9 protein-coding genes are annotated in these 14,022 nt (G+C 45.4%); 5 read left to right on the top strand and 4 right to left on the bottom strand.

Annotated features, from left to right (window positions below):
• Positions 1-230: 230 nt before the first annotated feature.
• The 3 genes from I3248_RS03230 to I3248_RS03220 all read right to left on the bottom strand — a co-directional run bounded on the left by I3248_RS03230 (position 231) and on the right by I3248_RS03220 (position 4,355).
• Positions 231-1,697, bottom strand: coding sequence for a protein adenylyltransferase SelO family protein (locus I3248_RS03230; protein ID WP_201602285.1), 1,467 nt, complete (start codon positions 1,695-1,697; stop codon positions 231-233).
• Positions 1,698-1,817: 120 nt separating this feature from the next.
• Positions 1,818-3,215 (bottom strand): fatty acid desaturase, encoded by a 1,398-nt coding sequence (locus I3248_RS03225; protein WP_238062536.1) that lies wholly within the window; start codon positions 3,213-3,215, stop codon positions 1,818-1,820.
• Positions 3,216-3,503: 288 nt separating this feature from the next.
• Complete coding sequence (locus tag I3248_RS03220) at positions 3,504-4,355, bottom strand: glycerophosphodiester phosphodiesterase (RefSeq protein WP_238062535.1); 852 nt, start codon at positions 4,353-4,355, stop codon at positions 3,504-3,506.
• A 443-nt stretch (positions 4,356-4,798) separates the two neighbouring features.
• Between I3248_RS03220 and I3248_RS03215 the strand changes: the two genes are divergently transcribed.
• The gene (locus tag I3248_RS03215) at positions 4,799-5,746 is read left to right on the top strand and encodes a hypothetical protein (RefSeq protein ID WP_238062534.1); all 948 of its coding nucleotides are present in this window, start codon (positions 4,799-4,801) and stop codon (positions 5,744-5,746) included.
• 191 nt (positions 5,747-5,937) lie between these two features.
• On the opposite strand, the gene I3248_RS03210 is transcribed toward I3248_RS03215, so the two are convergent.
• A complete protein-coding gene (locus I3248_RS03210) occupies positions 5,938-6,567 on the bottom strand; it encodes a cob(I)yrinic acid a,c-diamide adenosyltransferase (RefSeq protein ID WP_238062533.1) in 630 nt (209 codons plus the stop codon).
• A 199-nt stretch (positions 6,568-6,766) separates the two neighbouring features.
• Here I3248_RS03210 and cysS point away from each other — a divergent pair, with 199 nt between their 5' ends.
• The 4 genes from cysS (at position 6,767) to glmM (ending at position 14,020) form a co-directional block, all read left to right on the top strand.
• A complete protein-coding gene (gene cysS, locus I3248_RS03205; RefSeq protein WP_238062532.1) occupies positions 6,767-8,227 on the top strand; it encodes a cysteine--tRNA ligase in 1,461 nt (486 codons plus the stop codon).
• A 529-nt stretch (positions 8,228-8,756) separates the two neighbouring features.
• Positions 8,757-10,739: a mechanosensitive ion channel family protein gene (locus I3248_RS03200; RefSeq protein ID WP_238062531.1), complete on the top strand. Its 1,983-nt coding sequence runs from the start codon at positions 8,757-8,759 to the stop codon at positions 10,737-10,739.
• A gap of 226 nt (positions 10,740-10,965) precedes the next feature.
• Positions 10,966-12,435, top strand: a complete 1,470-nt coding sequence (guaB, locus tag I3248_RS03195; protein WP_025645611.1) for an IMP dehydrogenase — start codon at positions 10,966-10,968, stop codon at positions 12,433-12,435.
• 211 nt (positions 12,436-12,646) lie between these two features.
• Complete coding sequence (glmM, locus tag I3248_RS03190) at positions 12,647-14,020, top strand: phosphoglucosamine mutase (RefSeq protein WP_238062530.1); 1,374 nt, start codon at positions 12,647-12,649, stop codon at positions 14,018-14,020.
• Positions 14,021-14,022 lie beyond the last annotated feature (2 nt).

Raw genomic sequence — 14,022 nt, 5'->3', positions numbered from 1 at the left:
GTACTTCGAGCTGACTCATAAAAAAGGCTAATATCAGCGCCTTAAGACTGTGATAGGCCGTTATCCATAAAATAATGGCTAGGATAAAGCCAAATTTTTAAAAGCACACAGGGGTTAGCTAGGCAGATAAACACCTTGCGCTAAAAAAATAACTATTCTAGCATCAATGTCAATTCACTGCCTAGTCAACCGGCGCTAAATGTACAAATTAAAATAACATGACAAGTCATCTATGAAGAGCAGCTAATCGGCAATTGCGGCGCGTCAGGAGCAGGAGGAGTGGTATCAAGATCAGTGGCGATATCTTGTACTTCATAAGGCCGGCTTAACAAGTCATAAACTCTAGCCACTTCATCGAATTGACCTTGCTGGGCTGCCGTAATAGCGCGCTGTGCCATCTCGTTACGCAGCACGTAGACTGGATTGTTGTTTTTCAAACTCTCGATTACCTCATCGGTCGCTAAGGTAGCAAGTCGGTTTAGATAGCGCTGCCGCCAGTCTTGCCAAACTGCTAGCGCCTCTGGCGGTAGTTCATGGCTTATAGTCGCTAATAGTTGCTTCTCATGAGGGTGTGTATCAGGAGCAACCAAGCCTAATAAAGCGCGAAAGCTATTGGTATAATCGAGCAGGTTATCCTCTAATAAGCTTAACCACTCAAACGCTAGCACTAAACTGTCTTGCTCGTGCGGCAGTCCGAGCTTGCGGCACAGACCTTGTTGGTAATGCTGCATAAAGGTTGTCTCATAAGGTGCTAAGCAGTCTGCTAGAGTCTCACGAGTCACGCCCTCAAGACGCATAAAATGCGGTAGCCAAACGTTAAGGTTCCAATATCCAATAGCGGGCTGGTTCTGATAAGCGTAACGTCCTGTATGATCAGAGTGGTTATTAATCCAAGCCGGATTAAAGCGCTCCATAAAGCCAAAAGGCCCAAAGTCTAAGGTGCTGCCGGTAATCGATAGATTGTCAGTATTCATTACCCCATGAGCAAAGCCAATCAGCTGCCAATCGGCAATCATACGCGCGGTACGCTCGACAACAGTACTTAAAAATGCCAGTACCGGCTGCTCAGCATCGCGGCACTCCGGATAGTAAGTATCGATCATATAATCAGTAAACTCACCGAGCAAGTCCGGTGCAAAGCTCGCTATCCATTCGACATGGCCAAGGCGTACATGACTATCTGCTACTCGCATTAAAGCGGCGCCGGCTTCCATGGTTTCGCGGCGCACAGGCGTATCTGAGACCACAAACCCTAACGCATTGGAGGCAGGGATACCCAATTGCGCAAAAGCATGACCACATAAGTACTCACGGATAGTACTACGCAGCACCGCCCGGCCATCTCCCATTCGTGAATAAGGCGTGAGACCGATTCCTTTGAGGTGCAAGTCTTGGAGGGTGTCATTATTATCTAGCACCTGTGCCATAAGCAACCCGCGCCCATCGCCCAGTTGTCCCGCCCATTGCCCAAACTGATGACCGGCATAAGCCATCGCCAGCGGCTCAAAACCCTCAGGCACATACTCTCCGCCGACGATTTCGACCCAGCGCTCCATTAACTCTTGATCAGTTGACCAGCCTAATTGCTCAGCGACTTGTGAGTTGAAGTGGCCGGCACGCGGGTTGTTAAGAGCGCTTGGCGGCTGCTTATGATATAGACGCGGATCTAATTGGGCATAGCTATTTTGGTAGCGCATAACGGCTTCCTATTTTTTATCGATAAATTGAGCAAAAAAATCCCCCTAACTATAACAGTTAGAGGGTAGGAGAAAAGTAGCAATTTTTAAATATTAGCTTTAACACTAACTTAGTACAAACTAAGCGGCTTTATTGTTAAAGCCAATGGAGCGAAATGCGGTTTTGAGATTATTATTATGCTCAAAGATTTTTTGCTCAACTTTAATATATTCGTGCTTAAGCTTATCATCCACTTCGTGTAAGCGATCGGCAAAGTCTGTCTTTTTCATCTCAACCGCTTTGGCTTTTAGCGCTTTCCACTCTTCAACGGTTTGCTTAAACGCATCGTATTCAAGCTTAATACGGTCTTGGAAATTTTGCATTGCTTGCGGAATATCAAGACCTTCAGAAGTTGCTTTGTCGATTTGTTGCTGCGCACGCTTAAACTGCATTTGTACTTCAGCATGCTTAATCGTCGTATCATCAACGGTGCGCAGATCTGAGGTTAAACCAAGCTTAGATAAACCGGCAATCAGCCACTTCGTTGGATCGTACTGCCACCATTTAACGCCATTACGATAGTCGTATTGGAAGAAGTGATGGTAGTTATGATAGCCTTCACCCCATGTAAATATCGCCAAAAAGAAGTTGTCACGGGCACTGTTGGTATCGGTATAAGGACGCGTCCCAAACATATGACATAAAGAGTTGATAAAGAAAGTAAAATGATGTGTCAGCACTAGACGTAGCAGGCCTGCTAACACCAGCGTACCCCAAACATCACCGATCAACCAACCTACGGCTGCGACCATAGCTACGTTAGTTGCTAAAACCCAAAGACCATAGTATTTATGCTGAATTTGTAGCACTTTATCTTTAGTCAAATCAGGGATGTTTTTGTAATCAAAACGGCCGCTAGGGTAGTTACGTAGCATCCAACCAATGTGACTAAAGAAAAACCCACGCTGCGCTGAATACGGGTCTTCCATACGATCATCGACGTGACGATGATGGGTGCGGTGACCTGACACCCAATCAAAGGCTGAACCTTGTACCGCTAGGGTTGAGCCAAGCAATAAAAAGTTTTTGACAATAGGATGGGCTTTATACGCACGGTGCGACAGCAGACGGTGATAGCCTGCGGTAATACTAAGGCCAGTCCAGACCATAAAGGCGCCAAACACACCCCAGACTGGCGCACTGACTTCATGAGTCAATAAATACCAAGGGGTAATAACTGCCGCTGCAATAGGCGTTGCTATCAAAAAGATAGCAGGTACTAAATTAATGGGCGACTTTTGGAATTCAAGCTCAAGAGGGTCAACACCTTCATAGTTGGCTACAGAGTTTGCATTCTTGTAGCCGCTTGTAGCCGCAAATTGAGTTTCTGCTGCTGTATTGGTGTTGCTCTTGTTATTGTCAAACCATGTCTTAACACGTAGCGCTTGAGTGCCAGCGTTTTGTATAAGCGTATCACCAGACTTCATAGCGAGACGTAAGCCTTTAAGTGGTAAACCTATTACTTTTTTAGCAATCATGTAATATCCCTAACGGTATTAATTTCAGCGTCCATATTACCCTAAAAACACAGTAAAGTGAACAGATATGCACTAGAAAAATATTGCTAAATAACAATAACTTGTATGAGTTATGGTATATCTATAGAGAAAACCACGTTAGCTATCAGGTGTTCAGCGAAAGTGTAAAACTGTGCGGAGATATGTTACACAAGGTATCGCGCTTAGAGAGCAGATATCGCATGCTGTTATTTAGGCAAACGCTATAACTTATAACAAAATATCAATTAGGAACTCTCAACGCTAGGGTCATAATAATTGCGAAGGAATATCGGTGATAATGACATCGACTTGCCATTCTATCAGCTGTTTTATCGCACTGATGTCATTGACCGTCCAAGCGCTCACTGGCAACTGATAACGATGACAATTAGCGATGATTTGCTCGTTTAGCAACGGATAATGAATACCCAGTTGAGTACAGCCTAATCGCAGCGCGGTATTGGGCGCTGATGAGATAAGACTCGGCTCAAGCACTAATAGGCCGCGAGATATCGATGAGAGCTGCGGATGCTGCTGCAATTGGGCGAGTAGGGTTTTATCAAAGCTCGTTAATACCAACGGCAGGCTTGATAACGGGCTATTGACTAAGTAGCGCAGTAACGCTTGCACAAGCTTGGTATGATCAGTGCGATTGTGAGTCTTAATCTCAAGCTCGATATGAGTAAACTGACTCAAAGTATGAGCCTGACTGCTTAATTCTGTGATCTCATAAGCCTTATCACTGCTGATGGTATTAACACCTAACAGACTATTGAGCGCTTGACGTTGAGGTTTAAATGCAGGGGCAGACATTGAGAGCGGTAGAGACTGCGCTAGCATATCGAGCGTAATGATATGATGGCCCGATTGGGTGTGACGTTGAATCTCGCGCAGGCTTAATTGGTCAATTCTTGCTTGCAGGCCGCATAGACGCTGTAAGGTGTCATCATGAAAAACAATTAAATGACCATCAGCGGTGAGCTGCACATCGAGCTCAACACCTGCTAAGCCCCTTGCTTGCAAGCGCTTAGCGTGTTGAAAACCGAATAAAGTGTTCTCTAGGGCTTCCACGCGGGCACCGCGATGCCCAAGGAGCTGCGTTTTTTTAAAATTTATCATAATAAGGTAAGAGTCTTTTGCATGATCAAAGCAGGTTATTATACCTATCTGAGCTGCCTTTTATGATAGACCGCTTGCTTTGACAGTCAATAAATAATCACAGTGCCTTTTAGCGTTCTGTGTTGTGTTTTTGCAACTAACGCTAGTTTTATATCGATTGAGGGCTTTTATTTGTATATCTGGAAATCGTCATGCTGAACATTTTAGCCAAACCCCGTATAATGATTTCATTTTCAATGAAGTGCCATTCTTTAAAGTCGCTATTCTTTAAAGTTGCCATTTTAAAATTATCTATGTTACAAGACTGTAGATAACAGATAGAGCTTATCCTTAGATTGGGTAAAAGACTATCTGTAAAATGGTGATGATTTATAAAGCGTAAGTAACGATAAAGAGCTTAAAGGCAGTTATAAAAAGGTCAGTATCTCAGGAGCTAAATGAGTATGAGCGTAGTCAAAAATAAGTGGATGAAATGGCAGCAGGTTGCTGGTATTGGTTTAGTATGTGGTTTAGCCGTTGCAGGCTGTAGTCGCCCAGACGATGAAGACAGCGCCGATACTACTGCTGAGCAGCAAGCCGCCGATGATGCTGATGTTGCACCCGTAATGAAGTGTGATGACCCTATGGTTCAAGACCGTCTCAGAACCGCACTAAAGAACACGTTAGATCAACAAGCGCAAACGCTTGCAACTAACTATGCCAACAACGCAGACGTGGCTATTAGTAATAGTATGCTCGATACTAAAGTGGGTAATATCAAGATTGATGTGCAAAACGCAGCGGTTTTACAACAAGCCAATACCAATGGCATGACCACTTGTCAGGCGAGCGTCAGCATGACTTTGCCTAGCGAAGACTTATACCAAGCCAGCCTCATAGATTCATCTAATAACAAGCCAAGCTTGCAATCACGATTGGCTAAAGAAAATATCCGTATCAATAATAACATGTTAGTAGACGATGCTTTTAGCTATGTCATTGGTGCTCAAAACGGCCTAGTGCAAGCGCGTATCGCAGGACAACCGGCTTTAATCGGCATAGTCGCTGATGTTATGGCAGGCTCATCACTCAAAACCGTGCTAGATGAACAAGCAGCGAATCAACGTGCAGAGGCGGCAGCTGAGCGTAGAGCTGCTGTGTCAGACAGACAAGAGAATCAGACCATCCGTCAGCCTAGAACGGTGACGCCAGTTGAGCCTATTCGTCGAGCCGAGCCGCCAACACCACCAGCGCCGCCATCAATCAATCAAAGCGGCAGTGCGAATGAAGAGAGTACGGCAGCGGCTATCACAAATGATGATAACCCAGTAGAGTCTGCACTTCCAAAAGCCGTGCCTGAAGATGAGAGCATCGATATGATCATCATCGAAGACGATAGTGCCACTTACTAAGGGTTATGATTGTCTTAAAAATCATGTCTTAAGCATCAGTGGTTAAAAAAAGCGTCTATAGCTTGAAGTTATAGACGCTTTTTGATTGTTTGTTATTTTCAAAGCGGGTTTTAGAATTTCGTTTAAGGCTAGTATTAATAAACTAATTTAATAAAAAGAGTCATTAATTATAAGCGACAGATAACAGAACATTATTTATCGTTATTAAGCTTTTGTAAAACTTGACTATCCCATAAGACTTCCGAGACTTGAGCAGGATCAGTACAAAAACGCGCCGCGACAAATAACCAATCAGATAGCCGATTAATCAAGCTGACAGCGGTACTACGAATAGCTTGCGGGCGCTGCTGCTGTAACAACACCGCTTGACGCTCAGCGCGGCGGCATACAGTGCGCGCTATGTGCAATTGACTGACCAATACCGTCCCTGTAGGCAAAATAAAGTCTTTGAGCGGCGGCAAGCGAGTATTCATGGTATCTATCTGCTGCTCTAACCAGTCTATATGAGTCTCGTTTACGCCTTCATACTCTGGCATCGCCAGCTCACCGCCAATGTTAAATAGTAAATGCTGAATAATTACTAAAGCGTGCGCAAAATCTGACTCTTTGATGAGGGATAAATGCTGAGCTGTCTCTTGAGTAGCCGCCGTGTTCATTTGCGTTAATTGGGCACGTACTAAGCCAACATGCGAGTTGAGCTCGTCGATATCACCCATCACTATAAAGAGTATATCGGCTTTGCTGACGCGGCTACCATCTGCCATACCTGTGGTGCCATCATCACCAGTGCGGGTGTATATCTTACTTAAACGATTGCCCATTTAGAGCTCCTTAGCTTTTGTATCTAGATTTTTGTATTCCAGTTTATTGTATCTTAGCTGCATAACGCGCTGCGAGGGCGGTTAATTAACGGTTTTATTTAATAGCGTCCTACGCTCATTGTAGTATTTTATGTCCATTTTCGCTAAGATAATGCGTTAAAATTTATATCACTTCATTTTATCAAAAGGCTAATTTGTTATGACTACCTCAGTTACCGATGCGCAGTCCCGGCTGGTTGTATACGACTCATTGACAGCTCGCAAACAGCCCTTGCAGCCCTTAGTCGCTGGCAAGTTAGGCATGTATGTCTGCGGCATGACGGTTTATGATTACTGTCATATCGGTCACGCGCGAGTGATGGTGGCTTTTGATATGGTAGTGCGCTGGCTTAGTCAGTTAGGATATGACGTCAACTATGTACGCAACATAACGGATATCGATGACAAAATTATCGCGCGCGCTATCGAAAATAATGAAGATATCGGCACTTTGACACAGCGCTTCACAAAAGCGATGCATGACGATGCTGCCACGCTTGGCTGCTTGAGTCCGGATGCAGAGCCGAGAGCTACCGATCACATCGATGAGATGCAGCAAATGATCGCCACTTTAATCGAAGGTGATTATGCTTATGCTGCTGATAATGGCGATGTCTATTACGCTGTCGATAGCTTCGCCGACTATGGCAAACTCTCTAAGCGCAAGCTGAATGAGATGCAAGCAGGCTCTCGCGTTGAGGTTGAAAATATCAAGCGTAATCCTTTTGATTTTGTCTTATGGAAAGCTGCAAAAGCGGGCGAGCCGCAGTGGACTTCTCCTTGGGGGCAAGGGCGTCCGGGCTGGCATATTGAGTGCTCTGCGATGTCGACGAAATGCTTGGGCAATACCTTTGATATCCATGGCGGTGGTCATGACCTGCAGTTTCCGCATCATGAAAATGAGATTGCCCAATCTGAGGCGGCAACGGGCTGCGAGTACGCTAATAACTGGATGCACGTTGGCTTTATCAATGTCGATGGTGAAAAGATGTCTAAGTCTTTGGGCAACTTTTTTACTATACGCGAAGTCACGAACAAATATCATCCTGAGACCGTGCGGTTCTTCTTATTGTCGAGTCACTACCGCAGCCAAGTCAACTTCTCAGATAGCGCTTTGGATGAAGCGCATAATAGCCTAAGCAGATTATATAATGCACTAAAAATCGCTCAACAACATCAAAGTCAAGCGCTTGAGGCTGACCAAGAGCTTATTAATCAAGCGTATCAAAGCGCGGCAGGTCAAGACTTTATCGCGGCTATGAATGATGATTTTAATAGTTCAGCGGCTATTAGCGTGTTGTTTAGCTTAGCCAGTGAAGTCAATAAAGCAGCTAAAGCGCAAGATACGGACAAGGCTTGGCAGTTAGCGCAGCAGCTGCGCGCGCTTGCCAAATCATTAAATATCCTACAGCAGCCGCCAAAACAGTTTTTGCAAGCCGTTATCGGCGAAAAGTCAGAGAATGGTCTTAGTGATGACGCTATCGATGCGCTGATTGCTGAGCGCGGCGCTGCCAAAGCCAACAAAGACTACGCTCGGGCTGATGAGATACGAATGCAGCTAAAAGAGGCGGGCATTGAGCTTGAAGATAGTAGCGCTGGCACGACTTGGCGCCGCGCTTAACACCGCTGCTGCCATAAACGGACAAAATTACCAAGATAACTACAAATACGCATAGAGAAAGCCAGCTTAATGCTGGCTTTTTTTGATGGACTCAATTAGCTTATATTTAAAGTAGTTTGATAAGCGATAGCCCTCAATGCCAATACCTTTAGTGTGAGATACGAGAGCAGATGCTAAATTATCTTTACAATAAACAAAAACTTTATCTGCCTGATGAGCGCATTACCTTCAAAGATGCTTAAAGAATAAAGAGTAAAAAGTAAAAAAGAGACATGAAGAAAGATACTCAAACCCTGTTTTTTGTAGAGAGCAGGCTATATAAGTAAGGCAGGTAATATACGTAGACTAACAAATAAAGTCAGTTCTATACTGGCTTTATGTTAAGGACTGCTTTAACTTATCAACATACTTTTGCTAGAAAATTATAAATATGACTAAGTTTCATACCTTTATACCTTGTAGTGCTGGTAGACTCCGTAGTGCTGAGCGGCGCAAGCTGATGCCTTACGCTACTAAGCGAGATGCGTTTATGCTTAACAATTCTTGCTTCGATAGCACCGCTAATGCCGAAGTGGCTATGTGCTCAGTGTTCTCATTACGCTCAGTGCGCTCAAGCAGCATGATGCTAGTCCATGCATTGATGGCCTGGTTAGTGCTATCGCTTATTAGCCTACCTGTATATGCTGCAGAAAATAGCCAAGATAGCCAAGCTAATACGGCCGATAGCTCGCCGATATCAATCACCACTCAGGCTGATAATATCGTTGATTATGCTGAAGATAAGATTAGCAGTATCGAGCTGGAGGATATCAACCCTAGCAAAATGATTAACAAGGTTATTGATCCCTCAGAAAAGATAGCAGTGCCGCAAGCTGGGTATTTACAAGGCGATACTGAGATTGCAGGAGATTATAACCCCAACTATTACCCTCTAAACAATCTTAACGCAGGTTTGCCGCCTTTATCTGAGCCGCCGCATTTATCAAGTCCACTAGCGACGATGGAGTTTTTTCAATCCGCTATTATGAAGCAGCAATTCGGGTTGGCCGCTTATGCGCTGAATATGAACCTGATTGATAGTGAGCGCCAGCCAAACCGCAGCGTTGAGTTAGCAAAACGTCTAGACTATTTGTTGCGTAAAAACGAGCTGTATGTCTTCAATGATATGCCCGATCGCCCCGATGGTTTGATTGAGCCGACGATAGGTACGACTAGTAGCGTGCGCGGCATCCCACGTCGCTCGATACGCTTGGGCTATATGGATTATCGTGAGCGCCGAGTACCTATTTCTATAGAGCGTGTCCGCGTCGGTGACCAGCAGCCGGTTTGGGTGTTCTCGGCTCACACGGTTGGCAATATAGACAATCTATATGAGCAGTATCAGCCCGCTAAGTTTGAGCGTTATCTCCCCGTAATACTGACCGCGCGTCTCTTCGGTATTGCGATATGGGAATACTGTGCTTTGCTGTTGTTTTTCTTAACGACGATGGGTCTAGGATGGCTGCTAAGTACAGGCGTTGGCAAGCTTATCAATATGGGAGTAAGTAAAAACGATGAGCAAAAAAGTGAGAGCGTAGGGCGCCGCAGTGTTAGAGATTTGGCCAGTAAACTGACGGTACCTTTGACCTTGACCATTAGCTTCTCTCTAGTGTATACCTTGGCTTCTGGCGGCTTTCCTTATCTTGATGCAATAGCGACCGCGACGCGGCCGATCATTTGGGTGTTTTTAGTCATCAGTACGGTATGGCTAGGTATTCGGATTATTCATTTTTTTGCCAATCGCTATCAAGACTTACAAATCGATAGTTTGGGCGAAGAGCAGTTCGATAAATACCGTATCCGTCTCACTTATGTCTCGATATTTAGACGAGTCTTTATTTTTGTCATGATCTTGGGCAGTATTTGGATTGGTATTAGTGAGTTTACCAATGTCGAGGGCTTAGGAAAGACTTTATTAACGTCAGCGGGTATTGCTGGGGTAGTAATTGGGGTGGCGGCGCAGCCTACTTTGGGCAATATTATCGCTGGCATGCAAGTGGCTATTACCCAGCCTGTACGCATTGCTGATACGGTGATGATGGAAGGCGATTGGACGACTATTGAGGATCTGCGATATACCTATGCGGTACTCAAAACTTGGGATGAGCGGCGGTTAATCATCCCGATGCGCCACTTTGTCACTGAGATTGTCGAGAACTGGTCGCATACGGAGTCTCATCAAACAAGACCAGTCTATCTCTATGTAGATTATGGCGTCGATATTGAGGTGATTAGACAAAAATTCATTGAGGTGGTCAAAGACAATAAGCTTTGGGATGGCGAGACTGAGCCTGAGCTCATCGCCACCGCGGTCAACGAAGATACGATTACGCTACGCGGCGCGCTAGCTTCTGATAGCCCGCTAAATGCTTGGACGCTTGAATGTGAAGTTCGTGAGGTCATGCTAGCGTATCTCCACGCAGAACAAAAGCCATACCTGCCAGCGGAGCGGATAACCTTTAAAGACAGTTAAACTCATATCATCGCTAGTAAAAATAGACCAAAAGTGTAAGAGCGCCTGCAAATCAGCGCTAAAAATAACCTGTGAGAGGGTGTTATATTTGCTATAATATGGCGTTATTTTAAAGGGATAACTAAGATATCAAGATGATATCAAAATAGCTGCTGCGTTATATTTACGCCTCTATCGTCTTGCAATTAGCTCCCACCCATCAAAATAGCCACTATTAGGGGTATGTATGTTACGTATTGTCGATGAAGCCTTAACTTTTGATGACGTGTTATTGTTACCAGCCTATTCTGAAGTCCTGCCAAAATCTGCCGACCTCACTACGCGCTTGACCAAAAATATTACTTTGAATCTACCCTTAGTTTCGGCTGCTATGGATACGGTGACTGAGTCTGAGATGGCCATCACTATGGCGCAATTAGGCGGTATTGGTATTTTGCATAAAAGCATGGATATCGACAAGCAGGCCACGCAAGTACGCCGCGTCAAAAAGTTTGAAGCCGGTACGGTCGTCGATCCTATTACTGTGCATCCTGAGATGACTATCGGCGATCTACTAAGACTGACTGAGGACAATAACATCTCAGGCGTACCGGTCGTAGAAAAAGGCACCGATAAAGTGGTCGGTATCGTCACTCACCGTGACTGGCGTTTTGAGACCAATCTAAAACAGCCTGTCAGTGAGATCATGACGCCAAAAGAGCAATTAGTGACCGTTCATGAAGGTGAGAGCAATGAGAACATCAAAAAATTGCTGCATGAGCATCGCATCGAAAAAGTTATCGTTATTGATGATGATTTTCGTCTGCGTGGTTTGATTACGGTCAATGACTTTGCAAAGGCTGAAAATAACCCTAATGCTTGTAAAGATGACAAGGGTCGTCTGCGCGTTGGTGCTGCTGTCGGTACTGGCGCGGATACTGAGACCCGCGTCGAAGCTTTGATTGCCGCTGACGTCGATGTGCTAGTCGTTGATACTGCTCATGGCCACTCTAAAGGTGTCATCGAAAAGGTATCTTGGATCAAAAAGAACTTTCCGCATATTCAGGTCATCGGTGGGAATATTGCCACAGGCGACGCAGCACTCGCACTACGTGATGCTGGCGCCGATGCGGTAAAAGTCGGTATTGGCCCAGGCTCTATCTGTACCACTCGTATCATTGCCGGTATCGGTGTACCGCAAATCTCGGCGATTGATAATGTGGCCAGTGCCCTAAAAGACAGCATTCCGCTAATCGCTGATGGCGGTATTCGCTACTCAGGCGATATGGCAAAAGCCATTGCCGCTGGCGCTTCTTGTATTATGGTCGGCTCCTTAATGGCTGGCACCGAAGAAGCTCCTGGTGAAGTTGAGCTATTTCAGGGCCGTTATTACAAAGCTTACCGCGGTATGGGTAGCTTAGGCGCGATGTCAGGATCAAACGGCTCGTCGGATCGTTACTTCCAAGATGCCAAAGATGGCGTAGAAAAACTAGTCCCAGAAGGCATCGAAGGCCGTGTACCTTATAAAGGTCCAGTCGCCGGTATCGTTAATCAATTGGTCGGCGGTCTGCGCTCATCGATGGGTTATACAGGTAGTGCGACGATTGAGGAGATGCGTAGCAATCCGCAATTCATAAAAGTCACCTCAGCAGGTATGAAAGAGTCGCACGTCCATGATGTGCAAATCACTAAAGAAGCGCCTAACTATCGTGTATAAGCTGACAAGCATACGCTTGATTAGATAATTTTAGCGCATAAACGCTGTATAAAGACTTAATAATCGCTAGATACTAGATACAAACAGTCAACAATGCTCTGTCATTGCTGACTGTTTTTTTTCGTAAAATAGCGGAGTAGTAAAGCCCCTTATCAAGGGATGGTTATACTTTAAATAAGTGTTTTTAAATAAGTGTAAGGATGTAATAATAATGAGCTATTTCGGTACAGACGGTATACGTGGGAAATTTGGAGAGTTACCAATCACTCCTGATTTTATTTTGAAATTAGGTTATGTGACCGGACAAGTACTGATAGAAAATCGAAGCAATGCTACGCGTAAGCCAAGTGTCGTCATTGGTAAAGATACGCGGCTGTCGGGCTATGTCATCGAAGGCGCACTGCAAGCAGGCTTCAATGCTGCAGGCGTTGATGTCCACATGCTAGGGCCGCTACCTACGCCTGCAATTGCGCACCTGACTCGCAGTTTTAATGCTGATGCGGGGGTAGTGATTTCGGCCTCCCACAATCCATACTACGATAATGGTATCAAGCTATTCTCAGGTGACGGTAAAAAACTCACCGATGAGATGCAAAACGCAATCAATGAAAAGTTAGATGCTATTATGAGTGCAGATCCAGCAGATGCGGCGACGCCGATGATGCCCATTGACGATCCTGCCAAACTCGGCAAAAACCACCGAATCGATGATGCCAAGGGCCGCTATATCGAGTTTTGTAAAGGAAGTTTCCCATACCAGTATGACCTCAACCATCTCAAAATCGTCGTGGACTGCGCCAATGGAGCTGGTTATAGCGTAGCGCCAAGAGTGTTACGCGAGCTTGGCGCTACGGTTATAGCGATTAATAATACTCCCGACGGTATCAACATCAACTCTGACTGCGGCTCCACACATCCTGAAGGACTACAAAAAGCGGTATTAGCGCACAATGCAGATGTCGGTATCGCGCTTGATGGTGATGGCGACCGTATTGTGATGGTGGATGACTTAGGTCATCTAGTCGACGGTGATGGTATTCTCTATGTGCTCGCAACGCAAGGCAAGCAGCTGGCGAAAGGGGTTGCCGGTACCTTGATGAGTAACATGGGTCTAGAGCTGGCGCTGCAAGCGAAAGGTATTGAGTTTGCGCGAGCTAAAGTTGGCGATCGTTACGTGATGCATGAACTGGAAGCAAAAGGCTGGATATTGGGCGGCGAGCCCTCCGGTCATATTTTGTGTTTGGATAAGAGCCGCACCGGCGACGCGATTATAGCAGGGCTACAAGTACTCGCAGTGATGCAAGAACAAGATAGAGCCTTGAGCGCTTTAATAGAGGATTTCACAGTCTTACCGCAAAAGCTAGTGAACGTGCGTCTGGCGAAGATGCAAGATCCGTTTGCCAATCCAGAGCTGGTCGCAGCTTTTGATAAAGCCCGTACCAAGCTTGAGGGCCGTGGTCGCCTGCTTATTCGTCAGTCAGGCACTGAGCCGATGATTCGGGTAATGGTCGAGTCCGATGATGAGATAGAATGTGATGTGATGGCGAACGAGCTCGCCGATCAAATCAAAACTCACTTGGGCTAGGC

Origin of the sequence: Psychrobacter sp. Ps3 (assembly GCF_022129275.1) — a bacterium.
In the GTDB taxonomy this organism is placed as follows: Bacteria; Pseudomonadota; Gammaproteobacteria; order Pseudomonadales; family Moraxellaceae; genus Psychrobacter; species Psychrobacter submarinus.
This window is presented reverse-complemented; position numbering and strand designations above follow the sequence as displayed.

Excerpts from the sequence above, each read along its gene's own strand:
- glmM (WP_238062530.1), top strand. The coding sequence starts at position 12,647 with ATGAGCTATTTCGGTACAGACGGTATACGTGGGAAATTTGGAGAGTTA.
- I3248_RS03220 (WP_238062535.1), bottom strand. The coding sequence starts at position 4,355 with ATGATAAATTTTAAAAAAACGCAGCTCCTTGGGCATCGCGGTGCCCGC.
- I3248_RS03200 (WP_238062531.1), top strand. The coding sequence starts at position 8,757 with ATGCTTAACAATTCTTGCTTCGATAGCACCGCTAATGCCGAAGTGGCT.
- I3248_RS03210 (WP_238062533.1), bottom strand. The coding sequence starts at position 6,567 with ATGGGCAATCGTTTAAGTAAGATATACACCCGCACTGGTGATGATGGC.
- guaB (WP_025645611.1), top strand. The coding sequence starts at position 10,966 with ATGTTACGTATTGTCGATGAAGCCTTAACTTTTGATGACGTGTTATTG.
- cysS (WP_238062532.1), top strand. The coding sequence starts at position 6,767 with ATGACTACCTCAGTTACCGATGCGCAGTCCCGGCTGGTTGTATACGAC.
- I3248_RS03215 (WP_238062534.1), top strand. The coding sequence starts at position 4,799 with ATGAGCGTAGTCAAAAATAAGTGGATGAAATGGCAGCAGGTTGCTGGT.
- I3248_RS03230 (WP_201602285.1), bottom strand. The coding sequence starts at position 1,697 with ATGCGCTACCAAAATAGCTATGCCCAATTAGATCCGCGTCTATATCAT.
- I3248_RS03225 (WP_238062536.1), bottom strand. The coding sequence starts at position 3,215 with ATGATTGCTAAAAAAGTAATAGGTTTACCACTTAAAGGCTTACGTCTC.